The organism is Streptococcus sp. AS20, assembly GCF_000524255.1.
In the GTDB taxonomy this organism is placed as follows: Bacteria; Bacillota; Bacilli; order Lactobacillales; family Streptococcaceae; genus Streptococcus; species Streptococcus constellatus.
The window spans coordinates 49351-75662 of record NZ_JANS01000015.1 but is presented as its reverse complement, the minus strand read 5'-3'; the positions used below and the strand labels follow the sequence as shown (position 1 = coordinate 75662).

Genomic DNA, 26312 nt, shown 5'->3' with positions numbered 1-26312 from the left:
AAGAAGAACTATAGGAGAAGAAAGGAGAGAAATGGCTGAGTATTTATCTGTATCGACCTTGACTAAATATTTAAAGTTAAAGTTTGATAAAGATCCTTATTTAGAGCGGGTTTATCTGACAGGAGAAGTTTCCAATTTTCGCAAACGTCCGAATCATCAGTATTTCTCTCTCAAAGACGAAAAGGCTGTCATTCAGGCAACAATCTGGGGCGGAGTTTACAAAAAGCTAGGTTTTGACTTGGAAGAAGGCATGAAAATCAATGTTGTCGGTCGGATTCAGCTTTATGAGCCAAGTGGCTCCTACTCTATTATCATTGAAAAAGCGGAGCCAGATGGTGTAGGGGCTTTGGCAATTCAGTTTGAGCAGCTTAAAAAACGGTTAGGGGAAGAAGGCTTGTTTGAGACTCGATTTAAACAAACCTTACCGCAATTTCCTAAGAAAATTGGGGTAGTGACTAGTCCTAGTGGTGCAGTGATTCGTGATATTATTACAACTGTTAGCCGTCGTTTTCCAGGAGTAGAGATTATTCTTTATCCAACCAAAGTACAGGGAGAAGGAGCTGCTACTCAGGTGGCAGATAGTATCCGTCATGCTAATACACGAAGGGATTTAGATGTCCTTATCATCGGTCGAGGTGGTGGATCAATTGAAGATCTTTGGTCATTTAACGAAGAAATTGTTGTCCGTGCCATTTTTGAATCTCAAATTCCAATCATTTCAAGTGTAGGGCATGAAACAGATACGACTTTGGCAGATTTTGTTGCAGATAGACGCGCCGCAACGCCAACTGCCGCTGCAGAACTAGCAACACCTGTAACAAAATTGGATCTCTTAGCCCACATACAGCAGCAACAAAATCGTTTGGCTACTGCTACGTCTAATCGTCTTACCTATAATCGTGAGCGATTGGTTAAGTTGAGCCAGTCTGTCATTTTTCGTCAACCGGAACGATTATATGATAGCTATCTTCAAAAATTAGATCAATTAAATTTGCGACTCAAGCAACAAATTCGCGAATATTATAGTGAAGGGATGCAGCAAGCAAAGCTCTTAGAACATCGTTTGGAGGCTTTATCTCCTTTAAGGATGGTTCAGACTTATCAAGAACGTGCAGTCCAGTTGGAACGCCTTTTACGTAGCAATATGGCGGTGATTTATGATTACAAGGTAGCAGAAGTCAAGCGTTTATCTGATGCATTGCTTATGTTGGATACCAGTCGAATTGTAGCTCGTGGCTATGCGATTGTTCAAAAAGACGACAAGGTGCTATCAGGTACCAAAGATATAGAAAAGGGTGACAAGGTCAGTGTGGTTATGCATGACGGTCATCTGGAAGTTGAGGTAAAAAATGTCAAAAGAAAAGAAATTTGAAGAAAATTTAGCTGATTTAGAAGTCATTGTGCAAAAGTTAGAAAACGGAGATGTCCCTTTGGAAGAAGCGATTTCTGAGTTTCAAAAAGGAATGCAACTTTCAAAAGAACTTCAAGCAACCTTAGATAAGGCAGAAAAAACACTGGTCAAGGTTATGCAGGCTGACGGCACAGAAACGGAAGTGGAATGAAACAAGACGAAAAATTGGTTAGAATTGGACGGACTATTGAGAATTTTTATGTTCAAAAGATGGTATCGGCTGATTTGATTGAAGTGATTCTTTACTCAATCAATGCAGGCGGCAAGCGGATTCGCCCTCTGCTGCTTTTGGAATTGTTAGAAGGTATGGGTTTGGAATTGACGGAGGCCCATTTTCAGGTGGCCGCAGCGCTTGAGATGATTCATACTGGAAGTTTGATTCATGACGATTTGCCAGCTATGGATGATGATGATTATCGTCGTGGTCGTTTAACCAGCCACAAAAAATTTGGAGAGGATATGGCTATTTTAGCAGGGGATTCGCTCTTTTTGGATTCTTATGCCTTAGTAGCAGAAGCGGCATTACCTAGTCAGATTAAGGCAAACTTAATTGCAGAATTATCTCAAGCTGCTGGAACCTTTGGCATGGTTGGAGGTCAAGTTCTTGATATGCAAGGAGAAGGTCGTAGCGTTAGTTTGGAAGAGTTACAGGTTATTCATGCTAACAAAACTGGTAAGCTCCTGACCTATCCTTTTATTGCAGCTGGTTTGATTGCTGAACTAGCAGAACCGCAGCAAGAAAAATTAAGAAAAACGGGTCAATTACTTGGACTAGCTTTTCAGGTGCGAGATGATATTCTAGATGAGACAGCTAGTTTTGAGGACTTGGGGAAGACACCACAGAAAGATGTAGCAGCAGGGAAGGCCACTTATCCAGCTATTTTGGGCTTGGATGGTGCTAAGCATTTCTTTGAAGAACAGTTGAGCGCAGCTGAGATTTTATTAGCAGAGGTAGAAATGGACATAGATTTTTCAGGGTCTGCTATCAGAAAAATAATAGAAAGTTTGAGGCTTAATGACGAAGGAAAGAGTAGATGTTCTAGCTTATAAGCAAGGTTTGTTTGAAACGAGAGAACAAGCTAAACGAGGGGTCATGGCAGGTTTAGTTGTTGCCGTTGCCAACGGTCAACGTTTTGATAAACCTGGTGAAAAAATTGATGAAAGTATGGAGTTGAAACTCAAGGGAGAAAAGCTCAAATATGTCAGTCGTGGTGGTTTAAAATTAGAAAAGGCTTTGCAGGTGTTTGACATTTCAGTTGAGGAGCAGGTCACGCTGGACATTGGAGCCTCGACAGGTGGCTTTACGGATGTTATGCTGCAAAATGGTGCACAGCAAGTCTACGCAGTAGATGTCGGCACGAATCAGCTGGCATGGAAACTCCGTCAAGATGAGCGAGTGGTCAGCATGGAGCAATTTAACTTTCGTTATGCTGAAGCAGCTGATTTTGAGAAGATACCTAGTTTTGCCTCCGTTGATGTCAGTTTTATCTCGCTTCGTCTCATTCTACCAGCTTTGCATAAGATTTTGGCTAAAAATGGGGAAGTTGTGGCACTCATTAAACCGCAGTTTGAGGCTGGTAGAGAGCAAATTGGTAAGAATGGAATTGTAAAAGATAAAAAAGTGCATCAAGCAGTTTTAGAAAAAGTAACGGACTTTATGGTTGAAGCCGGATTCTCTGTTAAAGGTCTGGATTTCTCCCCTATTCAAGGTGGACATGGGAACGTGGAATTTCTGGCCTATTTAGAAAAAAGGTTTCACCCCGAAAACCTAGTAAAGACGATGATTACAACTGTCGTGGAAACAGCACATAAGGAATTTAAGGATGAATAAAAAAGAAAGATTAGAAAAAATTAGACATTTTGTGTCGGATTATGAAGTTGGAACACAAGAAGCCATTGTAGAATATCTGAAACAATCAGGAATCACCGCAACACAGGCAACCATTTCACGAGACATTAAAGAGCTGGGAATTGTCAAAATTCCGCAGAAGAATAACACCTATATCTATGAATTACCAAAATCAGCTAGTACAAGCTTAAAATTAGCGGATAACAATATTTTAGACTTTGAGTTGTTAAGAAATATGATCAACCTTCGCCTTGTCCCTGGAAGCACAGCTTTTGTGAAGCGACAAATTGTAGAAGATTTTTCTGATGACATTTTTAGTATTTTAGCGGATGATGACACAATCCTCCTTATTTTCCGTAATGAAGAAATGGCTCATAAGGTATTGGAAGAGATAAAAAATTGGTAGGTAGCCTATGTTACTTGAAATTTCCATTAAAAATTTTGCAATTATTGAAGAGGTTTCTCTCAATTTTGAGCAAGGCATGACCGTTTTGACAGGTGAAACGGGTGCTGGGAAGTCTATTATCATTGATGCTATGAATATGATGTTGGGAAGCCGAGCAACAACAGATGTGATTCGTCATGGCGCTCCGAAAGCTGAGATTGAAGGACTGTTTGCGATTGAACAGAGTAAAGCTTTGGTTGAAATCTTTGAGCAGCAAGGGCTTGATATGACAGATGAGTTGATTATTCGACGAGAAATTTTCCAAAACGGTCGCAGTATCAGTCGTATTAATGGTCAAATGGTCAATTTATCCGTTTTGCGATCGGTTGGACAGCATTTGGTGGATATTCATGGTCAGCACGACCAAGAAGAGTTGATGCGTTCCCAGTTACATATTGCTATGTTGGACGAGTTTGGAGATGAAGTATTTTTTAAACTCAAAGCGGATTATCAGCAAACTTTTGATCAGTATCGTCAGTTGCGTAAGCAAGTTATAACGATTCAGAAGAATCAAGAAGAAAATAAGGCGCGAATTGATAAGCTGGAATATCAGATTGCAGAGATTGAGGCGGTCAATTTAAGAGCTGGCGAAGATTTGGCATTAAACCAAGAACGCGATAAATTACTCAACCATAAGCAGATTGCAGACACTTTGACAAATGCCTACGCTATGCTGGATAATGAGGAATTTTCGAGTGTATCTAATATTCGAGCTGCCATGAATGATATGGAAGCTATCGAAGAGTACGATGTTACTTACAAAGAAATTGCGGCTAATCTTTCTGAGTCTTACTATGTACTGGAAGACGCAACAAAGCGTTTGGAAGACATTCTAGATAACATGGATTTTGATGGTGATCGTCTCTTAGAAGTTGAAAGGCGCCTAGATCTAATTTATAGCATTACTCGTAAATACGGTGGGCATGTGGATGATGTGTTAGCTTATTTAGAGCAAATTTCTAAAGAATATGCGCTTTTGACTGGAAAGAATCTCTCATCAAATGATTTGGATCAAGAGCTGAGAAAGCTAGAGAAGGATTTGGTCTCTCTAGCAGGTCGTCTGAGTCAGGAACGGCACGAATTAGCCCAGCAATTGGAAGCAGAGATTCAGCAAGAATTAAAAGATCTCTATATGGAAAAGGCGAATTTTCGAGTTCAATTTACCAAAGGAAAGTTTAGCCGCGAGGGAAATGAGCATGTTGAATTTTACATTTCGACTAATCCGGGCGAAGATTACAAACCGCTCGTTAAGATTGCTTCCGGTGGCGAATTGTCACGTTTGATGTTGGCAATCAAGTCTGCTTTTTCTCGTAAAGAAGGCAAGACAAGCATTGTTTTTGATGAAGTAGACACAGGCGTGTCTGGACGTGTTGCGCAAGCTATTGCTCAGAAAATTCATAAAATTGGCTCCAATGGACAAGTTCTTGCCATCTCGCACCTGCCACAAGTGATTGCCATTGCAGACTATCAATTTTTCATCGAGAAAATATCAGATGAATATTCAACAGTTTCAACAGTTCGCTTGTTGTCTGATGAAGAGCGTATCGAAGAGATTGCTAAAATGTTAGCGGGTGAAAATGTGACTGAAGCAGCTCTCACGCAGGCTAGAGAACTATTGAAACAGTGAATGGGTTGACGTTGTTCGTCTCCTTCGTTATGCCAAAGTTCTGGTATAATGCCCCCGGATATTTGTATAATCTAATTTCTACAAAGTTGCTTAAGCACCTAGAAGGCTGCTAAGTCAACAATGGAATAAAACGAAGTTTTCGTCAAAAGCACTCTTCCAAATTTGGAAGAGTGACTTGCTTCGCAAGTTTTATCTGTAACTTCAAAGTAGTAGTTTGAGTAGTTCGTTTCTGCACCAGTTGTTTACTATACAAGAGACTTTGAAGTTGGAGATTTGCGTTTCAATCTCTTCTTTTATCAGGAGGAAAACCATGACAAATTATTTTGTAATTGGAGATGTACATGGAAAGGCAAATATGCTAGAAACGCTACTCAAAAAATGGAATGGAAAAAGCCAGCTCATTTTTTTAGGAGATTTGATCGACCGTGGTGAGGATAGTAGAGCAGTTTTAGAGTGTGTGAAGAACCTTGTTGTAAAGCAAGGAGCGATTTGCATTTCCGGAAATCATGAGTATATGTTTCTAACTTGGTTAGATAATCCCGAGAGAGGATATGAACATTATCGCCGTAATGGTGGAGATACGACAATCAATTCCATTTTAAGACGATCTTTAGATACTCCTGTTGATGGAGTGGAAGATGCTAAGCGCGTGTTAGAAGAGGCACCAGATCTCGTGACTTTCATCCGTCAGATGCCCTTCTTTGTTGAAACAGAACAGTATATTTTTGTGCATGCCGGTATTGATTTAGATTTGAAAGATTGGCACCAAACTAGTGATTATCAAAAGGTTTGGTTGCGTGAACCCTTTCATCAGGGATACAATCAAACCGGAAAGACAATCGTATTTGGTCATACCCCAACCTTTTATCTCTTTTCTGAGAGACCTGGGACAAGTCACCTTTGGAGAACGCAGGATCAAAAAATTGGTATGGATGGTGGAGCTGTCTATGGTGGGGTTCTCCATGGAGTTTTATTCGGAGACGAGGGCATTTTAGAACATTATTTCGTCAAAAATCATACATTGGTGGCTGAAGATAATTGAATGTTGTACAACAAAAGAGTTGAAAGAACTTTTCAAGTAAGTTTTCTTTCAACTCTTTTTGTTTATTTTCCAGCTATATTTTTGACATCTTTAATCATCAATTTAGTAGACTCGAGACCACCACCGCTAAGGTACCAAAGATCCGATGTTAAATTAACAATCGCTTTCTTTTTAGCAGCATTTGTTTCTTGAATTAATGAATTATTCAAGAAATCTTTATTCACTGAATTATCACCACCGATAGCAAGAGTTCGGTTGAGAGAGAAAATAATGTCTGGGTTAATTTGTTTGACACTTTCGAAACTGACTTCTTGACCGTGCCGAGAGTCTTTAATTTTGGCATCAGTGGCTTTGAATTTCAGGGTGCTATAAAGAAATGCAAAACGTGATTTCGCACCAAATGCTGACATTGCGCCCTCGTTCAGCATAAGCGTTAAGGCTTTTTTAGTTGACTTTTCATTTGCACTTGCAACACTTTCAATCTCTTTATCTAATGCAACTAGTTCGCTTTTAGCTTTTTTTGTCCCATCTTCTCCAAAGATACTTGCCAGGGAGAGGATGTTTTGTTTGGTAGACCCCCAGTAATCTTTATTATCTGCTTTAAAAAGGACAGTAGGAGCAATTTCTTTAAATTTCTTAACATACTGTGCCGTACGTGGAGAAGCAATGATTAAATCTGGTTTCAAGGCGGCGATTGCTTCCATATCAGGTTCTTTCATGGTGCCAACATTTTTGATGTTTTTTGAAAGATTTTTCAAGTAAGCAGGCAAGGTTTTCTTTGGAATCCCAGCGAGACTACTTTCCTTTCCTAGAGCCCGAATGGTATCGGCTGCACCAAGGTCAAACGTAACAATTTTTTTAGGATTGATTGGAACTTTAGTCTCCCCTGCTGCCGATTTAATAGAGACTTCACTTGCAGAAGATGAGGTATTTGTCTTTGTGTTTTGTTTATTATGAGCACCACAAGCTGCTAAAAATACAACAGCAAAAGCTGTAAGGATAGATAACAATAATTTTTTTGTATTCTGTTTCATCAGAAATCCTCCAAATTTAAATTATAGATATACACAGATTTTTTTCCCGTTGATTTCACCAAGGGTTATGTCCATTTCGTACAATGAATCTAAAGTTTCTTTTTTCATGATTTGTTCCGTCGTACCTTGACAAAAGAGTTTCCCATCTTTAAAGGCGACAATCTCATCCACATATTGACTAGCGATATTGATATCGTGAATGACAATAATAATCGTTTTTCCCAGATCATCCACAAGTGAACGCAAGATTTTCATCATGGCAATACTTTGCTTAATATCCAGATTATTCAGTGGCTCATCCAAAAGAATAAAATCTGTATCCTGTGCCAAAACCATGGCAATAAAGACACGTTGCAATTGCCCTCCTGAAAGTGTATCAATAAAGCGATTTCGCAAGTCAAGGATATTCAGATAAATCAAAGCTTGCTCCACTTGTTGAACATCATCTTTTGTTAAGTGATCTTGGCTATATGGAAAGCGCCCAAATGAAACTAGTTCTTCAACGGTTAATTTCGATTGATAGTTGATTTTTTGCTTTAAAATCGTTAGCTCTTTAGCTAATTCTCTAGAATTCCAAGCTTCAATTTCTTTTCCTTTGATACTGAGAAACCCCTGATCTTTTTTGAGTAAGCGACTCATGATAGAGAGAAGAGTAGATTTTCCAGCACCGTTTGGTCCGATAAAGGCGGTGAATTTACTGGGAGAAATTCTTAAACGAATGTCATCTAAGACTAACTCTTCCCCAAATGATTTGCTAATGTTTTCTAATTGCATTTAACGTTTTGCCTCCTTTGCTAAGAGATAGAAGAAGAAAGAACCTCCTACTAACTCGATGACCATGCTGACATTAATTTGTAGTTGAAAGATTCGCTCTACCAGCAGTTGTCCGCTGATTAGAAAGATAAAGCCGAGTAAACTGGCCACTAAAAAGAGCCATTTATGCTGGTATTCTTTGATGAGTAGATAGGCTAGATTAGACATCATAAAGCCAAAAAACATCATGGGTCCAGCTAAAGCAGTCGTTGACGAAGTCAGTAAAACAATAGCCCATAGCAGTTTTTTTTGCTCTTTTTCTACCTCTATGCCTAAAATCATAGCTGTCTTTTTATCTAAACGGAAGACATTGAGCACAGCATTCTTTTTCAATACGTATAGACTAACTAGTCCGATGATGACAGTAGCAATCAGAACAATTTCCATATTCATTCGTTGAAATGAAGGAAATAGTTTGATTTGAAGCTTATCGTATTCGTTAGGATCCATCAACACTTGCAGAAAGGTACTTGCACTTCTAAATAGTGTGCCTAATGCCATACAGATGAGTAAGATGAACACAAAACCTTGTTGTAACAGTTTTTTAATCATAGGCTGCAAACAAAGGAAAAATCCACATTGAATACTCAAAATGATAATAAACTCAAACAAGGGATTTGATATCTTTCCAATAAACTGATTGGCAAAAAATAGATAGACAGTCTGCATGAGCACGTAGAGAGCATCCAGCCCCAGGATACTTGGTGTTAAAAATTGATTTTCAGTTATCGTTTGGAAACTGATTGTGGAAAAACTAGCAGCAACTGCAATGATTAGATAGGCCAATAACTTTTGCGATCGCAGTTTTATGATAAAGCCTGTCAAAGGATACTCTGTTGGCATCAGGTAGAAAAATATAGCTACTATAGCCACAAAAAGTAGCAAGATGATGAGCCCTCTTGTTTGGATTTTCATTTTATTCATGAGTGGCACCTCGCCATAAAAGATAAATGAATGTTAAACTTCCAAAAATTCCCAGAATCAAACTAACTGAGATCTCGTAGGGACGGATCACAATACGTGACATAATATCACAGATTAAAATCAAGCCTGCTCCCGTCAAGGCAGTAATACTTTTGATGCGCGTGATATGATCTCCATAAAATTTTCGTACAATATTTGGTACAATCACGCCTATGAACGGAAGCGAGCCCACTGTAATCATTGTCACACTGGTTGTGAGAGCAATGAGAAATAGGCTCAATCCTTCCATTTGATAAAAAGATATCCCTAGATTATGGCTAGCATCTTCTCCTAGATTCATAATTGTAAAAGTAGCAGACAACCGCCAGACAGCAATCAGAATAACAAAACTCAAAAAAAGCCACTCATATTGATGTGTCTGAATCATTGCAAAAGATCCTTGCGTCCACGATGTCATACTTTGCACTAGATCAAAACGATAGGCAAGAATTTCAGCAGCTGCGCTAATGACACCACTATAAATAATTCCGACAAGTGGCAGTAACCATTTTTCCTTAAATGATAATTTTCTGATAAATCTAATAAAAATAATCGTAAAAAAAATAGAAGAGACAAAGGCGAAGAGCATTTTTTGAGCCAAATTTGCTGTTGGAAAGAAGAAAAGGCTGAGAAGCATACCGAACTTTGCAGCATTTACTGTTCCAATTGTACTAGGCGCCGCAAAATGATTCTGTGTAACAGTTTGCATCAGAAGTCCCGCAATACTCATGCTAGATCCTGCTAAAATGATACTAATAGTCCTTGGTAAGCGCGACTCTAAAAATAATAGCCAAGTGTTCGTCTCACCACTGAGTAGTTTATGCCAAGAAAAACTGCTAGCACCAACCATAATTGAAATGAAAGCCAGTATAAGACAAAGAATTCCTAAAAATTTTGTCTGTTTCATTTATCAACTATTCCCTCTTTCTCTAAAATTTACTTTAAATTAAGATACAAGAATAGGCTAACAAAAAAACATTAGAGTGTCAATTATTTTCTGAAAATTTAATAATTCTGTCTATTAAGAACAATAAAGAGCTATACACATCTTTTACATATTTTATTCAGAAAAATTATTCCACAAAAAGTTATTTTTTTGATATAATAAATTAAATAGATAAAATTTATAAAGTAGGAAAAACATGACAAAAATCAAAATTGTAACGGATTCATCTATTACGATTGAACCGCAAATTGTAGAGGATTTAGAGATTACAATCGTCCCTTTGTCTGTAATGGTAGATGGTGTTGTTTATTCCGATGCTGATCTGAAAGAAGGAGAATTTCTTCGCTTGATGCAGTCCAGTAAAAATCTTCCTAAAACAAGTCAACCGCCCGTCGGCGTCTTTGCAGAGGTTTTTGAACGATTGGGTGAACATGCTGATAAAATCATTTCAATTCATATGTCCCATGCTTTATCTGGAACAGTTGAAGCCGCCCGTCAAGGTGCCACTTTATCAAACGTCGATGTCACAGTCATTGATAGCTCTTTTACAGATCAAGCTTTGAAGTTTCAAGTGGTAGAAGCTGCCAAATTAGCCAAGGCAGGTGCTGATTTAGAAGATATTTTGGCAAAAATTGAAGAAGTGCGTGAAAAAACGGAACTTTATATCGGTGTATCGACTCTTGAAAATCTTGTAAAAGGAGGTCGCATTGGTCGTGTAACAGGACTTCTCAGCTCGCTTCTGAATATTCGAGTGGTGATGCAGATGAAACAGCATGAACTACAACCAATTGTAAAGGGGCGGGGCGTAAAAACTTTTAAAAAATGGGTCAATGATTTGGCCGTAAGTCTGAAGGATAAAAAAGTAGCAGAGATTGGAATTTCGTATGCAGGAACTGCCGAATTGGCGAACGAAATGAAACAGATTTTGCAACCGTGTGTGGAAAAAACGATTTCTGTTTTGGAGACTGGTTCTATTATTCAAACACATACAGGTGAAAATGCGTGGGCAATCCTCGTTCGCTATGAATAAGTTTGATATTTTTGGAAAAATTGAAAAAAGTTCGTTTTGTGCTTGACCTAATAACATTTTTTAGATATGATAATACTTGTTAGAGTTAGTGACTACTAATTCATAAAATATTTTGGAGGATTTGTTAAATGGCTAACAAACAAGATTTGATTGCAAAAGTAGCAGAAGCTACAGAATTGACTAAGAAAGATTCAGCAGCAGCAGTTGATGCGGTATTTGCAGCAGTAACTGAATTCCTTTCAGCTGGTGAAAAAGTTCAATTGATCGGTTTTGGTAACTTTGAAGTTCGTGAACGTGCAGCTCGTAAAGGTCGTAACCCACAAACTGGTAAAGAAATCACAATCGCAGCTTCTAAAGTGCCAGCATTCAAAGCAGGTAAAGCTCTTAAAGACGCTGTTAAATAATTCAACGATAAAAAGCCTATTGTATCAACGTTTCGGCGTTGTGCAATAGGTTTTTCTTATGTTTTGAAAGACAAAAGCTGATCATTTGCATTTATTTACAATCATTCTAAATACGTATTCTCTTAATTTCATGATATAATAAGAAAAAACAATTATGAGTAGGTAGGCATGAATTTACATCCTTATTTAGAAATCACAGATCAAAGTGATTATGAAAATGTTATTCAACGGTTAAAAGTGAAAGGTGTGCGTATTACAGAAACCAGAAAGGCAGTTATTGCCTATATGATTCGGACACATGAACATCCAAGTGCTGAAAAGATTTATTCTGAGTTGCGATCGGATTTTCCTAACATGAGCCTAGCAACGGTCTATAATAATCTGAAAGTATTGATTGAAGAGGGTTTTGTGGAAGAAATCAAGATAAAGAATGACAATACGACCTATTTTGATTTTATGGGGCATGAACATCTGAATATTGTCTGCGAAAAATGTGGACGAATTGCAGACTTTGAAGATGTGGACCTACCTGATCTGAGACGTGAAGCTGAAAAGCAGACAGGTTATAAGATCACAAAAACCAAAGTGCTGATATATGGAATTTGTGCTGATTGTTTAGGAGATAGCTGAGTAAATAGATACACTGTTTGAATAAAGAAAACAGTAAAAATCAAATATTCTCCTATTGCTACTAGATTTTTTATGAAAAATTTTGTAAAATATAAAATGACTGTAAGACAGTTTTCAAAAATCAAAGGAGATATCTAATGGTAAAATTAGTTTTTGCTCGCCACGGTGAGTCTGAATGGAATAAAGCTAACCTCTTTACTGGTTGGGCTGATGTTGATTTGTCTGAAAAAGGGACGCAACAAGCGATTGATGCTGGTAAATTGATTAAAGAAGCTGGTATTGAGTTTGACCAAGCTTACACATCTGTTTTGACACGTGCTATCAAAACGACAAATCTTGCTCTTGAAGCGGCAGGTCAACTTTGGGTGCCAGTTGAAAAATCATGGCGCTTGAATGAACGTCATTATGGCGGTTTGACAGGTCAAAATAAAGCTGAAGCAGCTGAAAAATGGGGTGACGAACAAGTTCATATTTGGCGTCGTTCTTATGATGTATTGCCACCAGCTATGGCAAAAGATGATCAATATTCAGCACATACTGACCGTCGCTATGCAAACCTTGATGATTCAGTGATTCCAGATGCGGAAAACTTGAAAGTTACTTTGGAACGTGCTCTTCCATTCTGGGAAGATAAAATTGCTCCAGCTTTGAAAGATGGTAAAAATGTGTTTGTAGGTGCGCATGGTAACTCAATCCGCGCTCTTGTAAAACACATCAAACAATTATCAGATGATGAAATCATGAATGTGGAAATTCCTAATTTCCCACCGCTTGTATTTGAATTTGATGATAAATTGAATCTTGTAAAAGAATACTATCTTGGAAAATAAGCCCAATAAAATATTAAGAAGCTCTGCGTAAACAGAGCTTTTTGATATTGTGCAAAATTCTAATTGGTTTAGCTGTGTTTTTTATCAGTGTTTCCATTTTACTTGACTTCATTTTCTTGGATTTGTGGTACAATAAAAGGTAGCATTTTGACTAGAATGAGAGAAAACATGTTTAAGAAAAAAAGAAAATTTGATAGTCATTCCATTCCTAGACGGCTCAATTTGTTATTTGGGATTGTGATTTTATTGTTTATGAGTTTGATTGTTCGTTTGGGCTATATGCAAGTTGTGCATAGGGAATTTTATACAAAAAAATTGGCGACTGCCAGCAAAACCAAAGTAACAACTAGCTCTGTTCGTGGGCAAATTTATGATGCAAGTGGAAAACCTTTGGTGGAAAATACAACCAAGCAAGTCGTTTCCTTTACGCGTAGCAATAAAATGAGAGCTGAAACGATTAAAGAAATTGCTCAAAAATTACTGCCGTTAGTTTCCATTTCCAATGCAGACGTTACTGAGCGACAACAGGTCGATTATTATTTGGCAGATAGCGAGGTTTATAAGAAGGTCGTCAATCAACTGCCTAAAAATAAAAAGTATAGTGCAGATGGAAATCGTTTGACAGAGTCGAAAATTTATAGTAATGCCGTTAAAAGTGTTGATGTGGTCAAATTAAACTACTCAAATGAAGATAAAAAAGTTATTTATTTGTTTAGTCAAATGAATGCTATTGCAAATTTTGAGACGGGAAATATCCGAACAGACGATTTGTCTCCTGACCAAATTGCGACAATTGCTTCTAGCTCAAAAGAACTGTCTGGTATCAGTATTACCACCAGCTGGGACAGGAAAGTGTTGGATACTTCTTTGGCTTCTATCATCGGAAGCGTTTCAAGTGAAAAGGCAGGGCTACCCGCAGAAGAAGTGAATGCTTATTTGAAAAAAGGCTATTCTCTTAATGATCGTGTTGGGACGAGTTATTTGGAAAAACAATATGAGTCTACACTTCAAGGAAAACGCGCAGTCAAAGAAATCAATCTTGATAAAAATGGAAATATGGAAAGCGTGAAAAATATTTCCAATGGTAGTAAGGGAAATAATCTGAAATTAACGATGGATTTGACTTTCCAAAATGGTGTGGAAGATATTTTGAGAAGGTATTTCAGTGCAGAATTAGCGAACGGTCATGCGACATATTCTGAGGGTGTTTATGCTGTTGCTATGAATCCAAAAACGGGTGCTATTCTAGCAATGGCGGGTTTAAAACATAATATTGATACTGGAGAATTGACAGCCGATTCACTTGGTACCATTATGAATAACTTTGTGCCTGGTTCGGTTGTTAAGGGTGCGACTTTGACAGCAGGTTGGGGAAGTGGAGCTATCACAGGTAACCAAGTTCTGACAGATCAACCGATTTCTTTTGGAGGTTCCTCAGCAATCACTTCTTGGTTTACTCAGTATGGCCCTCGACAAATTACAGCTTTAGAGGCATTAGAATATTCATCCAATACTTATATGGTTCAACTAGCGTTGAATATGATGGGAACCCCTTATTCGCCTAATATGACGATTGATTTGAAAAATTTGAATTTCTCTATGGACAAATTGCGTAAAACTTTTGCGCAATATGGATTAGGAGCATCTACAGGAATTGATTTACCAAGTGAGTCCGAAGGCTATACTCCTAAAAAATATACGTTTGCAAACTATTTAACCAATGCTTTTGGCCAGTTTGATAACTATACACCGATGCAATTAGCTCAGTATGCTGCAACGGTAGCTAATGGTGGTACTCGTATCGCACCACACTTAGTGGAAGGAATTTATGACAATAATGAAAAAGGTGGTCTTGGAAAATTAATTGAAGGAAAAGCCACCAAAGAGTTAAATAAAGTGGACATTTCAAAAGACAACATGGATTTGATTCGTCAAGGTTTTTACCAAGTAGTACATGGAACAAGTGGTTTTACCACAGGGCGTACTTTATCTCAAGGTGAATCAGTACCGATTAGTGCGAAAACTGGGACAGCTGAAACGTTTGTCAATAATGGAAAACAGGAAGCCATCAATACAAACGTTGTTGCTTATGCACCAAGTAACAATCCGCAAATTGCAGTTGCAGTTGTTTTTCCACATAATACAGACTTATCTTCAACCGTCAGCCATAGCATTACACGTGATATTATTAATTTATATCATCAACAGCATCCGATGAATTAGAGAGGGAATTATGCTTTATCCAACACCGATTGCGAAATTAATTGAAAGTTTTTCAAAATTACCAGGAATTGGCATAAAAACAGCAACACGCTTGGCTTTTTATACGATTGGCATGAGTGATGATGATGTCAATGAATTTGCTAAAAATTTACTTGCAGCCAAACGTGAGCTAACCTATTGCTCTATTTGTGGCAATTTAACGGATGATGATCCTTGTGCTATCTGTACCGATGAGACCCGTGATCAATCTACTATTTTGGTTGTAGAAGATAGCCGAGATGTATCTGCTATGGAAAATATCCAAGAATACCATGGTTTATACCATGTTTTGCAGGGATTGATTTCTCCTATGAATGGTATTGGTCCAGATGACATCAATCTGAAAAGTTTAATCACACGATTGATGGATAGTGAAGTGATAGAAGTGATTGTAGCAACCAATGCAACAGCAGATGGAGAAGCAACTTCCATGTATATCTCGCGGGTGTTAAAGCCAGCTGGTATCAAAGTGACGCGACTAGCCCGTGGATTAGCAGTTGGATCTGATATTGAATATGCAGATGAAGTGACTTTGCTTCGAGCTATTGAGAATCGTACGGAGTTGTAAAAGGGTGATAGAGCTTTGTTTAAAAGAAAATGAAAGCTCTGTTTCTGTTCAAAAACAAGCTAAAATATGGTATACTAAAAGGCGATTAAATTTGTAGATTTCTTTTAAGATGAGAAGGTTAGGTATGAAAATGTCAAAACAACAAATCATTCTTCTTTACGGCGGACGCAGTGCGGAAAGAAAAGTCTCTGTCTTATCAGCAGAGAGTGTCATGCGTGCGATTAATTATGACAAATTTTTTGTCAAGACTTATTTCATCACACAAGCAGGTGATTTTATCAAGACGCAAGAATTTTCAAGCAAACCTGCTGATGATGAAAAATTGATGACAAATGATACCGTCATTGAGAGTCAAAAAATGAAGCCGAGTGATATTTACGAAGAAGGTGCTACTGTGTTCCCCGTTCTTCATGGTCCAATGGGAGAAGACGGGTCTATCCAAGGATTTCTTGAAGTGTTGAAAATGCCTTATGTGGGTTGTAATATCCTTTCTTCTAGTGTTGCCATGGACAAAATCACAACAAAACGAGTGTTGGCTTCTGCTGGCATTCCACAAGTACCATATGTAGCTGTGATTGAAGACGAAAATATAGAAGAAAAGATTGCAGAGGTAGAGGCAAATCTAACTTATCCAGTCTTTACAAAACCATCCAATATGGGCTCTAGCGTCGGTATTTCCAAGTCTGAAAATCAAGATGAATTGCGTTCTGCTCTTAAGTTAGCTTTCAAATATGATAGTCGTGTTTTGATTGAGCAAGGTGTCAATGCGCGTGAAATTGAAGTTGGTTTACTTGGGAACGAAGAAGCCCAAAGCAGCTTACCAGGTGAGGTAGTGAAAGATGTTGCTTTCTATGATTACGAAGCTAAATACATTGACAACAAAATCACTATGTCTATTCCTGCAAAATTGTCAGATGATGTGATTTCTACCATGCGTCAACATGCCGAAAAAGCCTTTCGAGCGATTGGCGGCGTTGGTTTAGCTCGCTGTGATTTCTTTTACACTGATAAAGGTGAGATTTTCCTCAATGAGTTAAACACGATGCCTGGATTCACACAGTGGTCAATGTATCCCCTGCTTTGGGAAAATATGGGCATTTCTTATACAGATTTGATTGAAAAATTGGTTCGGTTAGCTCAAGAAATGTTTACAAAACGTGAAAAGCATTTACTATGAGATAAGAGCAGGTACTCTTCCAAGTTTGAAAAGCGAATAAGTCGTAAGCTTTGTCTGAATCTTAAAGCTTTGCTTTGAGCAATTAGCCATAGCATCAATATAAGAGCTTTTTGCAGTCATAAAACAAGACAGGAATAACATTGCTCCTGTCTTTTCATTTTTTTCTGTTATTTTGCTATATCTTTTAGTGAATCTGTAAAAGTCGGTTTTTCTGTGGTATAATGAGAGAGTTAGAGATATTTAAGATAAGTAGGGGATAAAAATGCAATTAACGTTCTATGAAGTGGCTTCTGTTTTGAAAGCTAAAAATGATGTTCATCTATTTCCAGATTGTACATTTAGAAAGGCAGAATTTGACAGCCGATTGATTGGAGAGGGAGATTTATTTCTGCCTCTTAAGGGTGCGCGTGATGGGCATGACTTTATTGCGACAGCGTTTGAAAATGGAGCTGTGGCAACCTTGTCAGAAAAAGAATTGGAAGACTATCCTTATATTTTAGTAGATGATGTATTAGCAGCACTGCAGCATTTGGCACGGTATTATCTGGAAAAGATGAAAGTAGATGTTTTTGCAGTCACAGGTTCTAATGGTAAGACGACGACCAAAGACATGCTGGCTCACCTCTTGTCAATGGCTTATAAGACTTACAAAACGCAAGGAAACTACAATAATGAAATTGGTCTTCCTTATACAATCTTGCATATGCCAGATGATACTGAAAAGTTGGTTCTGGAAATGGGGCAGGATCACATGGGGGATATTCATCTTTTATCTACTATCGCTCAGCCAAAAGTAGGCATAGTGACTTTAATTGGTGAAGCACATCTAGAATTTTTTAAAAGCCGTCATGAAATTGCAAAAGGAAAGCTACAAATCGCTGACGGTATGAAAAATGGGACTCTTTTAGTTGTCCCAGCGGACAAAATTATCAATGACTTTTTACCAAGTCAGCAGAACGTTGTTCGTTTTGGTCCAGACGAAGATATTTGTCTAACAAAATTAGAAGAACGAAAAGATAGCTTGACCTTTGAGACCAACTTTTTAACTAGTGCTATTGACCTTCCAGTAACTGGAAAATACAATGCGACTAATGCCATGATTGCCGCTTATGTAGCCTTAAAAGAAGGGGTGACAGAAGAGGTCATTCAAAAAGCTTTTTTGACTCTTGAATTAACGCGAAATCGCACTGAATGGAAAAAAGCTAAAAATGGAGCTGATATCCTCTCAGATGTTTATAATGCGAATCCAACAGCTATGCGTCTGATTTTGGAAACTTTTTCTACAATTCCTTATAATGATAATGGTCGGAAGTTGGTTGTTTTAGCTGATATGAAGGAGCTGGGGGCTGAGTCTAAACAAATGCATGGTGCTATGATAACTAGTCTAAATCCGGAAATTCTCTCAGAAATATTTCTCTACGGAGAGGATATGGCTGCTCTTTTTGCCTATGCTCAGGAAATTTTCCCACCAGGGAAAGTTCATTATTTTGTAAAAAATGCTGATAAAGATCAGTTTTCGGATTTGGTAAAAGCGGTTAAAAAAGCACTAAAACCAACGGATCAAGTCTTGATAAAGGGCAGCAATTCTATGAATTTAGCTAATCTAGTAGAGGAATTGGAGAATGAGGTGTAAGCATCAGGTGCAGTATCTTGCTCTTCTTCGCGGTGTGATGCCAATAGGTTTAAATCGGATTCCTAAGATGAGTGATTTGGTTCAAATGTTGCAACAATCTGGCTTAAACAATGTTTCAAGTTACATTCAATCAGGCAATGTCATTTGCAAAACTAGTATGTCCGCTGAAGAACTTGCTCAACATATTCACCAGTTGATTTGGGAGAAGCTTGGTGTGAATTTATCGATTGTCGTAAAGAAAAAATCTGATTTAGAAAAGGCTGTCCTGCAAAATCTTTTTCCTACGGAATTGGACCAGTTGAGGATTCATTTGTTGTTTACAAACAATTTTCTATCTACAGAGAGACTCAAAAAGTAGCAGAAATGAGCTTTACAGATGAAATATTTGCAATTGGAGAAGCTTGTCTTTATATATATTTGCCAAAAAATGCCAGAAAAAAGAAGTTAAATAATAATTTTCTCGAAAAGAAACTAGGGACTGTTGCCACAACGAGAAAACTAACTATAATAAAAAAATTAATCAATAGGATGGATTAGTAAGAGATGAATTTACAAGAATTTTTTACAAGTCATAAAACAGAGGCACCACAATTAACCCCGTTTTGGTATGGAATGATGTTTTTAGGAATCATTTACATCATGTACAGTGCTGTAAAATATCATCAAAATAAGCGTTATCAAATTATTTTAAAATTTGTACAAGGATTCCAAATTCTAATGCTTTATAGCTGGTATGTCGCCACTTTGTCACCACTATCTGAGGCACTTCCTTTTTATCATTGTAGATTGGCGATGTTTGCTATTTTGTTTCTGCCTGATTCCTCAGTTTATAAACAATATTTTGCTCTTTTAGGAGTATTTGGGCCTATTTGTGCATTGATTTATCCTTTGTTTGATCCATTTACTTTTCCTCATATTACCTTAGTATCCTATCTGATTGGTCACTATGCTCTTTTGGGGAATTCTCTCACGTATTTGATGAATCATTATGATAGTAAGCAATTGGACTTGCGGCGAATTGTAGAGATTAGTTTTGCTATGAATCTCTTGTTATTATTTGTAAATTTTGTGAGTGGTGGAAATTATGGTTTTTTGAAGGAGCCGCCTTTAGTAGGTGATCATGGGATAATTAGCAATTATCTGTTGGTGTCATTGCCTCTGATTTTAGCTATTTGGATGATTTCTCTGGTCTTTAAACAAATACAGCTTAAGCAAGAACAAGAAGAAACAGTCAGACAGGAAAATTAAGTTATAGTGAATAGTTTTTTAACGACTCACAAAACAGAACCGTCCCTGATACCGATGTTTTGGCATGGTTTGATGATTGCATTTATCTTTGTCTATTTATACTGCTGTAAAAAATCATGATAATCCACGTTTTGTGAAGATTTTTAAATGGCTTCAGATTGTACAGTTGGTTGTTCTTTATAGTTAGTATGTGGGTTTTCGTTTGCCTTTTGCCAACAGTTTACCTTTGCTTTTAGTACTTATTTTAATCATTTTTCTTTTCAGTATGATTCTTGTTAAGTTTTAATCTGTAAGAGATTCTTTATCACAGATAAGAATATGAGTTTGGCTAATCCAAACTCTTTTTTGATTTCATTTTGAAATTTTGATAAAATAAAGAAAAAAAATAAATATTTTGGCTTGACATGGTTAGGAAAGGATTTTATCATGAGCAGAGCAGAGGTAATTAATACCCTTTTTTTAGTATACTCAAAAACACTTTCAATCACTAAGATTGGAGGTGTTTTCTAATGCCTGCAACGTTTAATGAATGCCCGGATCAGAATGAGAGGGCAGAAGCCCTAGCTTATGTCAGAACCTTGATGGAGCAGGCAAGAAAAGAATCCAAGCATGAAGACCTGCCAAAATTGGAAAAACTGATCGCATTGATTGATTCCAAGCGCTATGGCTTGGTTTGGGAGGAGCACGTCGAATTAGTAGAAGAGGAGATGAAAAGCAAAATCCCTGTTTTTGTCGAAGATGAAACCAGAAAAATCAAAGAAAATCCTGCATCGGAAGATTATAATTTTCTGCTGGAAGGAGATAATCTCCACAGTTTGCATCTGTTAGAAAAAACTCATGCCGGCAAAATTGATGTCATTTACATTGACCCGCCTTATAATACGGGGAATAAAGACTTCATTTACAATGATAAAATTGTGGATAAGAATGATGGTTATTCACATTCAAAATGGCTGTCCTTTATGAGTAAACGGCTTGAGAGTGCACAAAATCTCCTAAGTGAAACTGGTGTTATTTTTATTTCCATTGATGATAACGAACAAGAACAGTTGAAATTGCTCTGTGATGAGATATTTGGGGAAGGGAATTTTGTAACATCTATACATTGGAAAAGAAGTGAATCACAAAATAATAATGCAAAACAATTATCAATAGTTGGTGAGTCAATATTGTGTTACGCGTTAAATAAGTTTCAAAATCACTTTAATAAGATTGAGTTAAAAGAAAGCGCGATTAAAGAATACAGATATGTTGATGACTTAACCGGTAGGCGATTTAGGAGAGGGACAATCGTAGATAATACTAGAGGAAAAAATTTATTACATATTAAATCCCCGACTGGAATAGAAAAAGTTATTAAAAGTATAAGAACAAAAGAATTTTTTAAAGAAAAAGATAAGAATGGCGAAATTTATTGGACAAAAACGGGTACTCCCTATTTAAAAATTTTTTTGGATAAATCAGAGGGTCAGATTTCTAATAATTGGTTTGATAAGGATGGTGTTAATGAGGATGCAGCAGAAGAGCTGAGTGGATTAGATATTGATTTTAATTTTTCTAAACCTAAAAAACTAATTATGAAATTAATTTCTCTTAAATCCGATAAAACTTCAACCATCCTCGACTTCTTCGCTGGGTTTCGTGTCATAATAATGACACAGGCAAATAGTCAAGTAAATACAAGGGTTTTAGAGCTTCTACCAAAGTTTAAAATCAAAAAAATGAATCGTTGGTGTGCTGTTTAGAGCAGTTATTACGAAAATAAATGTTGTAAACAGTACATCAGCATAAAGGAGGAACTCATATGTCTAGGGTGAAAAAAGAGACGATTGAAGCAAAAGGTTTTGCTATTCAAATTTATACTGAAGACTTTAAAAACGACTATATAAGTCTAACGGATATTGCTAGATATAAAAGCGATGAACCAAGTGATGTAATTAAAAATTGGATGAGAAGAAAAGATACAATTGAATTTCTTGGTTTATGGGAAAGCTTAAACAACATGAATTTCAATTCGGTCGAATTCGACCGAATTAAATCGGAAGCTGGATATAATTCCTTTACACTGTCCCCTAAGAAATGGGTAGAAAAAACAGACGCAATCGGAATTATCTCAAAAGGCGGAAGATATGGTGGTGCATTTGCACATACAGATATTGCCTTTGAATTTGCTTCATGGATTTCTGCTGAATTTAAGATGTATGTAATTCAGGATTACAAAAGACTTAAGTCAGATGAAAACTCTAAGCTATCATTAGGTTGGAATCTTAATCGAGAAATTTCCAAGATTAACTACAAAATTCATACAGACGCAATCAAAGAATATCTCTTAAAGGATCTTACCAACGAACAGCTATCCTATAAGTACGCAAGTGAAGCAGATATGCTCAATGTTGCCTTGTTTAACAAAAGAGCAAAACAGTGGCGTGAAGAAAATCCTGAGTTAAAGGGTAATATGAGAGACTATGCAAGTCTGAATGAATTACTTGTTCTTGCAAATATGGAAAGCTATAATGCAATTCTTATTGGTAAAGGTATGGATCAAAAAGAAAGAATGATAGAACTTAGAAAGCTTGCCAGAACTCAGCTGATGTCAATTGAAAAGTTGAACAATACAGGTATTAAGAGTTTAGAGGATAAATCAAAGAAATAGAGAGGTCTGTTATGAGATGGGCATTGAAAATTATCTTATTTCCAATAATATTAATCTTGTCGATACTAATTGCTTTTCTAAAATTTATTATAAAAGTTAGTGGAATGATTTTAGGTATAATATCTTTCCTAGTATTTATTGGAGCAGTAGCTTGCTTTATACAAAAAGATATGGCAACAGGAATAGTAGCATTACTACTGGCATTCTTGATCAGTCCTTATGGGCTACCTAAAATTGCACTTTGGATCACAGCGTATCTTGAAGTAGCGAAAGATACATTAAAGGAAATATAAGAGAGAGTTAAGACGATGGAATATAAATCTATCGTCTTTTTCTATGCCTAAATTTCAGAGAAAGGAGGCGATGATATGAGTATGTATTTATTTGATGAACAACCTATACTGGCTAATAAAGCATTAGCCAGAGAATTAGGCTTAAATGAAGCTCTTGTGCTTCAACAAATAAATTACTGGATTGAGATAAATAAGAAGTCTGGTAACAATTATCATGATGGCAAGTATTGGACATATAACTCAATACGAGCATGGCAAGAAAAAGATTTTGATTATTTAAGTATTGATACAGTAAAGAGAACTTTTTCTAAGCTTGAAAAAGCGGGCTATCTTTTAGTTGGAAACTATAATAAAGATCCTAGAGATAAAACGAAGTGGTACACAATAAATGACAAGAAATTAGAAGAACTTTATCTTGAACTAAACCAAAGAAAACAAGAGAAAGAAAGAGAAATATTAGAACAAGTAAGTAAAAGTGCTATGCCTAATGCATTAGGGCAAAATGCACCAATGGAAGAGGGCAAAATCAACCAATGCAATGAGGCATTTAGCACCGATGCATTTGATGAAAATCTACCAGTGCATTATGGCAACTTGCATGAACCATTACCAGAGATTACTACAAATAATTCATCAAAGATTACTTCATATATTTCTACAGAGAATTCCTCCCACCTACCCATCTGTGAAAAAGACACATTTTATTTAAGGGACGGAATGGAGGAAGGATGTAAAAAAATAAAATCATATAAATCTTGTTTAGAAGAATTAAGAGAAAGTACAGGATATAACGAACACATGAGGCTAGGTAATAAGATTATTGCTAAAACCTTTGATGAAATAATTAAAGTTTTAGCTGATGTTATGGTATTAAATGCAGAAGATACAGTAACAATAAATCAAACGAAATTACCAGCATATGTTATTCAAGAGAGATTTAGAGAATTAGATTCTTCGCATATGGAGTATCTTGTAAATGCTTTATCAGAGAACGAATCAAAAATAAGAAATGTAAGAGCATTTATCTTAACGGCAGCATATAATGCACCAAGCAATATGGATGCCTATTATACAGCACTTGTTAGTTATGATATGAGGGAAGGAGGTTACTAATGATAAATGAAGAAATTTCTAATAGAGTAGTTAATATTGAAGTTAATGTCTTAAAGGCAACATATCAAGAAATCTTAAGCCAAGTAAAGAAATTACAACAGAGATCAAAACAACATGGTGGCTTAGATAAACTTATCAAGGCTGAGGGAAATGAAGTCAAACTCAAAGATATGGTTAAGAAAGGTCAGCTTGAAGAAATCAATGTTAAAGATGGTGAATTAAAAGAACTAAAAAAAGAATTGAATAAATATGGTGTTAAATTCTCAGTGATGAAAGATAAGGAGACTGGGACACATTCAGTATTCTTCCAAGCAAAAGATACAAAAGTTATGAATAAAGCTTTTCAAAATGTGCTATCAAATATTGAGAAAAAAGAAAAAAATAAGGAGTCAATTCACAAGAACATAAAGAAATTTAAAGAACTAGCTAAAAATACTATTTCTAAAGATAAAGTCAAGAATAAGCAAAAGGAGCAGAGCCTATGATAGATAAGATACTAAAAGACATCAAAGGCTTATTCAAAGTGCAAGATAAGGCAAAGTTTCTAAAACAGAACATTCCCTATCTTGCATTTTTCTATGTAGGCAATATCTTTTCTCATCATGTACGAGCCTATACTGGCGGCGATGTGATAGATAAAATCTTTCAAGGAATATTGGAACTTAACACCATGAGCTTACTGCCAAGTATTCATGTGGCTGATATTTTAATGGGCGTGGGAGTAGCAGCTTTAATTAAATTTATTGTCTATACCAAAGGTAAAAACGCAAAAAAGTTCAGACAGGGGAAAGAGTATGGCTCAGCAAGATGGGGAACGAGAAAAGATATAGAGCCGTATATGGATGAAAAGTTTCAAAATAATATCTTGCTTACTCAAACTGAGCGATTAACCATGAATGGCAGACCGGCAAATCCAAAGTATGCAAGAAATAAGAATGTGCTTGTTATTGGAGGTTCCGGCTCCGGAAAGACGAGATTTTATGTAAAGCCGAACCTAATGCAAATGCACTCGTCATATTGCGTAACTGATCCGAAAGGAACGATAGTAATTGAGTGTGGCAAAATGCTTGAAGATAATGGCTATGAGATAAAAATCTTAAATACCATCAACTTCAAAAAGAGCATGAAGTACAATCCCTTTGCCTATCTCAGAAGTGAAAAAGACATCCTCAAATTAGTGCAAACAATTATAGCAAACACTAAGGGAGAGGGCGAAAAATCAGGTGAGGATTTTTGGATTAAAGCCGAAAAACTCTACTATACGGCTCTTATCGGATATATTTTCTATGAAGCTCCAAGAGAGGAAAAGAACTTTGCAACATTACTTGATATGATAGATGCTTCAGAAGTTAGAGAAGATGATGAAACATATATGAATCCTATTGATAGACTATTTGAAGCATTGGAAAAGAAAGAGCCTACGCACTTTGCAGTAAAGCAATATAAAAAATACAAACTTGCTGCAGGAAAAACAGCAAAGTCTATTCTTATTTCATGTGGGGCAAGGCTTGCTCCTTTTGATATTCAAGAGCTTAGGGACTTGATGAAAGAAGATGAGCTTGAGCTTGATACTCTTGGAGATAGAAAGACAGCACTTTTTGTTATTATCTCTGATACAGATGATACTTTTAACTTTGTGGTGTCTATTATGTACTCACAGCTATTTAACTTACTTTGTGATAAGGCAGATGACGAATATGGAGGAAGATTACCTGTCCATGTAAGGTGTTTGCTTGATGAGTTTGCAAATATCGGCTTAATTCCCAAATTTGAGAAATTGATTGCGACAATCCGTTCAAGAGAAATTTCAGCAAGTATTATCTTGCAGGCACAATCTCAGCTAAAGGCAATTTACAAGGACAATGCTGATACCATTGTCGGTAACTGTGATAGCACGCTATTCTTGGGTGGAAAGGAGAAAACAACACTTAAAGAGCTATCAGAAACGCTTGGAAAGGAAACGATAGACCTATATAACACATCGGAAACAAGATCCAATGCCAACAGTTATGGACTGAATTATCAAAAGACAGGGAAAGAATTGATGAGCCAAGATGAGATAACGGTTATGGATGGCAGTAAATGTATCTTTCAGCTTCGTGGTGTAAGACCGTTTTTATCAGATAAATTTGATATTACAAAGCATAAGAATTACAAGTTACTTGAAGATTTTAATAAGAAAAATGCCTTTGATATTGAGGAATATATCAAGAGAAAAGGTAAAGTTAAGCTTAATAGAAATACAGTAATTACAAGATTGTAATATTTTCTGTCATAGCTTTATGTGGCATGGGTATATGTAGTATAATAAAATAAATTTGAATTTATGGAAGTGATTAGT

25 protein-coding genes and 2 pseudogenes are annotated in these 26312 nt (G+C 36.6%); 23 read left to right on the top strand and 4 right to left on the bottom strand.

The annotated features are described in order from the left end of the window. Positions 1-31: 31 nt before the first annotated feature. From xseA to HMPREF1514_RS08445, 7 genes are all read left to right on the top strand, one after another. Positions 32-1372 (top strand): exodeoxyribonuclease VII large subunit, encoded by a 1341-nt coding sequence (gene xseA, locus HMPREF1514_RS08475; protein WP_037598703.1) that lies wholly within the window; start codon positions 32-34, stop codon positions 1370-1372. Next, a complete protein-coding gene (locus tag HMPREF1514_RS08470) occupies positions 1350-1562 on the top strand; it encodes an exodeoxyribonuclease VII small subunit (RefSeq protein ID WP_003068213.1) in 213 nt (70 codons plus the stop codon). The genes xseA and HMPREF1514_RS08470 overlap by 23 nt, the downstream gene beginning before the upstream one ends. Beyond that, entirely contained in the window at positions 1559-2461 is a 903-nt protein-coding gene (locus tag HMPREF1514_RS08465) for a polyprenyl synthetase family protein (protein ID WP_037598701.1), read from the top strand. The genes HMPREF1514_RS08470 and HMPREF1514_RS08465 overlap by 4 nt, the downstream gene beginning before the upstream one ends. Further along, positions 2427-3242 (top strand): TlyA family RNA methyltransferase, encoded by an 816-nt coding sequence (locus HMPREF1514_RS08460; RefSeq protein WP_037598699.1) that lies wholly within the window; start codon positions 2427-2429, stop codon positions 3240-3242. Before HMPREF1514_RS08465 ends, HMPREF1514_RS08460 begins: the two co-directional genes overlap by 35 nt. Beyond that, on the top strand, positions 3235-3666 hold the full coding sequence (locus HMPREF1514_RS08455; RefSeq protein WP_006269766.1) for an arginine repressor: 432 nt from the start codon (positions 3235-3237) through the stop codon (positions 3664-3666). Before HMPREF1514_RS08460 ends, HMPREF1514_RS08455 begins: the two co-directional genes overlap by 8 nt. Positions 3667-3673: 7 nt before the next feature. Next, positions 3674-5332 (top strand): DNA repair protein RecN, encoded by a 1659-nt coding sequence (recN, locus tag HMPREF1514_RS08450; RefSeq protein WP_037598696.1) that lies wholly within the window; start codon positions 3674-3676, stop codon positions 5330-5332. A gap of 310 nt (positions 5333-5642) precedes the next feature. Beyond that, positions 5643-6374, top strand: coding sequence for a metallophosphoesterase (locus HMPREF1514_RS08445; RefSeq protein WP_037598692.1), 732 nt, complete (start codon positions 5643-5645; stop codon positions 6372-6374). Between the two features lie 62 nt (positions 6375-6436). On the opposite strand, the gene HMPREF1514_RS08440 is transcribed toward HMPREF1514_RS08445, so the two are convergent. Genes HMPREF1514_RS08440 through HMPREF1514_RS08425 form a run of 4 tightly spaced genes read right to left on the bottom strand, consistent with a single transcriptional unit; the run spans position 6437 to position 10091 of the window. Beyond that, positions 6437-7408 (bottom strand): siderophore ABC transporter substrate-binding protein, encoded by a 972-nt coding sequence (locus tag HMPREF1514_RS08440; protein ID WP_037598688.1) that lies wholly within the window; start codon positions 7406-7408, stop codon positions 6437-6439. A 21-nt stretch (positions 7409-7429) separates the two neighbouring features. After that, a complete protein-coding gene (locus HMPREF1514_RS08435; protein WP_006268271.1) occupies positions 7430-8182 on the bottom strand; it encodes an iron ABC transporter ATP-binding protein in 753 nt (250 codons plus the stop codon). Then, the gene (locus HMPREF1514_RS08430; protein WP_037598686.1) at positions 8183-9145 is read right to left on the bottom strand and encodes an iron chelate uptake ABC transporter family permease subunit; all 963 of its coding nucleotides are present in this window, start codon (positions 9143-9145) and stop codon (positions 8183-8185) included. After that, positions 9138-10091 carry an ABC transporter permease gene (locus tag HMPREF1514_RS08425; protein ID WP_037598683.1) on the bottom strand — a complete coding sequence of 318 codons (954 nt, stop codon included), beginning with the start codon at positions 10089-10091 and terminating at the stop codon, positions 9138-9140. Before HMPREF1514_RS08425 ends, HMPREF1514_RS08430 begins: the two co-directional genes overlap by 8 nt. A 235-nt stretch (positions 10092-10326) precedes the next feature. On the opposite strand from HMPREF1514_RS08425, the gene HMPREF1514_RS08420 reads away from it, so the two are divergent. The 16 genes and pseudogenes from HMPREF1514_RS08420 (at position 10327) to HMPREF1514_RS08345 (ending at position 26234) form a co-directional block, all read left to right on the top strand. Continuing rightward, the gene (locus HMPREF1514_RS08420; RefSeq protein ID WP_006269763.1) at positions 10327-11160 is read left to right on the top strand and encodes a DegV family protein; all 834 of its coding nucleotides are present in this window, start codon (positions 10327-10329) and stop codon (positions 11158-11160) included. A gap of 128 nt (positions 11161-11288) precedes the next feature. Then, the gene (locus HMPREF1514_RS08415) at positions 11289-11564 is read left to right on the top strand and encodes an HU family DNA-binding protein (RefSeq protein ID WP_003036014.1); all 276 of its coding nucleotides are present in this window, start codon (positions 11289-11291) and stop codon (positions 11562-11564) included. A gap of 168 nt (positions 11565-11732) precedes the next feature. Continuing rightward, positions 11733-12194 carry a Fur family transcriptional regulator gene (locus HMPREF1514_RS08410; RefSeq protein WP_037598681.1) on the top strand — a complete coding sequence of 154 codons (462 nt, stop codon included), beginning with the start codon at positions 11733-11735 and terminating at the stop codon, positions 12192-12194. A 137-nt stretch (positions 12195-12331) separates the two neighbouring features. Then, the gene (locus HMPREF1514_RS08405; RefSeq protein WP_003036126.1) at positions 12332-13024 is read left to right on the top strand and encodes a phosphoglycerate mutase; all 693 of its coding nucleotides are present in this window, start codon (positions 12332-12334) and stop codon (positions 13022-13024) included. 156 nt (positions 13025-13180) lie between these two features. Further along, a complete protein-coding gene (gene pbp2b, locus HMPREF1514_RS08400) occupies positions 13181-15247 on the top strand; it encodes a penicillin-binding protein PBP2B (RefSeq protein ID WP_198014315.1) in 2067 nt (688 codons plus the stop codon). Positions 15248-15257: 10 nt separating this feature from the next. Then, a complete protein-coding gene (recR, locus tag HMPREF1514_RS08395; protein ID WP_037598677.1) occupies positions 15258-15854 on the top strand; it encodes a recombination mediator RecR in 597 nt (198 codons plus the stop codon). A 130-nt stretch (positions 15855-15984) separates the two neighbouring features. After that, on the top strand, positions 15985-17031 hold the full coding sequence (locus HMPREF1514_RS08390) for a D-alanine--D-alanine ligase (protein WP_037598724.1): 1047 nt from the start codon (positions 15985-15987) through the stop codon (positions 17029-17031). A gap of 262 nt (positions 17032-17293) precedes the next feature. Then, positions 17294-18664 (top strand): UDP-N-acetylmuramoyl-tripeptide--D-alanyl-D-alanine ligase, encoded by a 1371-nt coding sequence (locus HMPREF1514_RS08385; protein ID WP_037598675.1) that lies wholly within the window; start codon positions 17294-17296, stop codon positions 18662-18664. Continuing rightward, positions 18654-19201, top strand: a pseudogene (locus HMPREF1514_RS08380) (DUF1697 domain-containing protein). Before HMPREF1514_RS08385 ends, HMPREF1514_RS08380 begins: the two are co-directional and overlap by 11 nt. Positions 19202-19207: 6 nt before the next feature. Further along, a complete protein-coding gene (locus HMPREF1514_RS08375) occupies positions 19208-19912 on the top strand; it encodes a YwaF family protein (protein ID WP_006269761.1) in 705 nt (234 codons plus the stop codon). Between the two features lie 509 nt (positions 19913-20421). Beyond that, positions 20422-21549: pseudogene (locus HMPREF1514_RS09355) on the top strand (site-specific DNA-methyltransferase); the annotation flags it as partial. Between the two features lie 167 nt (positions 21550-21716). Further along, positions 21717-22565 carry a KilA-N domain-containing protein gene (locus tag HMPREF1514_RS08365; protein ID WP_037598674.1) on the top strand — a complete coding sequence of 283 codons (849 nt, stop codon included), beginning with the start codon at positions 21717-21719 and terminating at the stop codon, positions 22563-22565. 11 nt (positions 22566-22576) lie between these two features. Then, positions 22577-22858, top strand: coding sequence for a CD1845 family protein (locus HMPREF1514_RS08360; RefSeq protein ID WP_037598672.1), 282 nt, complete (start codon positions 22577-22579; stop codon positions 22856-22858). A 75-nt stretch (positions 22859-22933) separates the two neighbouring features. After that, a complete protein-coding gene (locus HMPREF1514_RS08355) occupies positions 22934-23971 on the top strand; it encodes a DUF6017 domain-containing protein (protein ID WP_037598671.1) in 1038 nt (345 codons plus the stop codon). Continuing rightward, positions 23971-24456, top strand: a complete 486-nt coding sequence (locus tag HMPREF1514_RS08350) for a PcfB family protein (protein WP_037598669.1) — start codon at positions 23971-23973, stop codon at positions 24454-24456. Before HMPREF1514_RS08355 ends, HMPREF1514_RS08350 begins: the two co-directional genes overlap by 1 nt. Continuing rightward, positions 24453-26234, top strand: coding sequence for a VirD4-like conjugal transfer protein, CD1115 family (locus HMPREF1514_RS08345; protein WP_037598668.1), 1782 nt, complete (start codon positions 24453-24455; stop codon positions 26232-26234). Before HMPREF1514_RS08350 ends, HMPREF1514_RS08345 begins: the two co-directional genes overlap by 4 nt. Positions 26235-26312 lie beyond the last annotated feature (78 nt).

Excerpts from the sequence above, each read along its gene's own strand:
- xseA (WP_037598703.1), top strand. The coding sequence starts at position 32 with ATGGCTGAGTATTTATCTGTATCGACCTTGACTAAATATTTAAAGTTA.
- HMPREF1514_RS08470 (WP_003068213.1), top strand. The coding sequence starts at position 1,350 with ATGTCAAAAGAAAAGAAATTTGAAGAAAATTTAGCTGATTTAGAAGTC.
- HMPREF1514_RS08465 (WP_037598701.1), top strand. The coding sequence starts at position 1,559 with ATGAAACAAGACGAAAAATTGGTTAGAATTGGACGGACTATTGAGAAT.
- HMPREF1514_RS08460 (WP_037598699.1), top strand. The coding sequence starts at position 2,427 with ATGACGAAGGAAAGAGTAGATGTTCTAGCTTATAAGCAAGGTTTGTTT.
- HMPREF1514_RS08455 (WP_006269766.1), top strand. The coding sequence starts at position 3,235 with ATGAATAAAAAAGAAAGATTAGAAAAAATTAGACATTTTGTGTCGGAT.
- recN (WP_037598696.1), top strand. The coding sequence starts at position 3,674 with ATGTTACTTGAAATTTCCATTAAAAATTTTGCAATTATTGAAGAGGTT.
- HMPREF1514_RS08445 (WP_037598692.1), top strand. The coding sequence starts at position 5,643 with ATGACAAATTATTTTGTAATTGGAGATGTACATGGAAAGGCAAATATG.
- HMPREF1514_RS08440 (WP_037598688.1), bottom strand. The coding sequence starts at position 7,408 with ATGAAACAGAATACAAAAAAATTATTGTTATCTATCCTTACAGCTTTT.
- HMPREF1514_RS08435 (WP_006268271.1), bottom strand. The coding sequence starts at position 8,182 with ATGCAATTAGAAAACATTAGCAAATCATTTGGGGAAGAGTTAGTCTTA.
- HMPREF1514_RS08430 (WP_037598686.1), bottom strand. The coding sequence starts at position 9,145 with ATGAATAAAATGAAAATCCAAACAAGAGGGCTCATCATCTTGCTACTT.
- HMPREF1514_RS08425 (WP_037598683.1), bottom strand. The coding sequence starts at position 10,091 with ATGAAACAGACAAAATTTTTAGGAATTCTTTGTCTTATACTGGCTTTC.
- HMPREF1514_RS08420 (WP_006269763.1), top strand. The coding sequence starts at position 10,327 with ATGACAAAAATCAAAATTGTAACGGATTCATCTATTACGATTGAACCG.
- HMPREF1514_RS08415 (WP_003036014.1), top strand. The coding sequence starts at position 11,289 with ATGGCTAACAAACAAGATTTGATTGCAAAAGTAGCAGAAGCTACAGAA.
- HMPREF1514_RS08410 (WP_037598681.1), top strand. The coding sequence starts at position 11,733 with ATGAATTTACATCCTTATTTAGAAATCACAGATCAAAGTGATTATGAA.
- HMPREF1514_RS08405 (WP_003036126.1), top strand. The coding sequence starts at position 12,332 with ATGGTAAAATTAGTTTTTGCTCGCCACGGTGAGTCTGAATGGAATAAA.
- pbp2b (WP_198014315.1), top strand. The coding sequence starts at position 13,181 with ATGAGAGAAAACATGTTTAAGAAAAAAAGAAAATTTGATAGTCATTCC.
- recR (WP_037598677.1), top strand. The coding sequence starts at position 15,258 with ATGCTTTATCCAACACCGATTGCGAAATTAATTGAAAGTTTTTCAAAA.
- HMPREF1514_RS08390 (WP_037598724.1), top strand. The coding sequence starts at position 15,985 with ATGTCAAAACAACAAATCATTCTTCTTTACGGCGGACGCAGTGCGGAA.
- HMPREF1514_RS08385 (WP_037598675.1), top strand. The coding sequence starts at position 17,294 with ATGCAATTAACGTTCTATGAAGTGGCTTCTGTTTTGAAAGCTAAAAAT.
- HMPREF1514_RS08375 (WP_006269761.1), top strand. The coding sequence starts at position 19,208 with ATGAATTTACAAGAATTTTTTACAAGTCATAAAACAGAGGCACCACAA.
- HMPREF1514_RS08365 (WP_037598674.1), top strand. The coding sequence starts at position 21,717 with ATGTCTAGGGTGAAAAAAGAGACGATTGAAGCAAAAGGTTTTGCTATT.
- HMPREF1514_RS08360 (WP_037598672.1), top strand. The coding sequence starts at position 22,577 with ATGAGATGGGCATTGAAAATTATCTTATTTCCAATAATATTAATCTTG.
- HMPREF1514_RS08355 (WP_037598671.1), top strand. The coding sequence starts at position 22,934 with ATGAGTATGTATTTATTTGATGAACAACCTATACTGGCTAATAAAGCA.
- HMPREF1514_RS08350 (WP_037598669.1), top strand. The coding sequence starts at position 23,971 with ATGATAAATGAAGAAATTTCTAATAGAGTAGTTAATATTGAAGTTAAT.
- HMPREF1514_RS08345 (WP_037598668.1), top strand. The coding sequence starts at position 24,453 with ATGATAGATAAGATACTAAAAGACATCAAAGGCTTATTCAAAGTGCAA.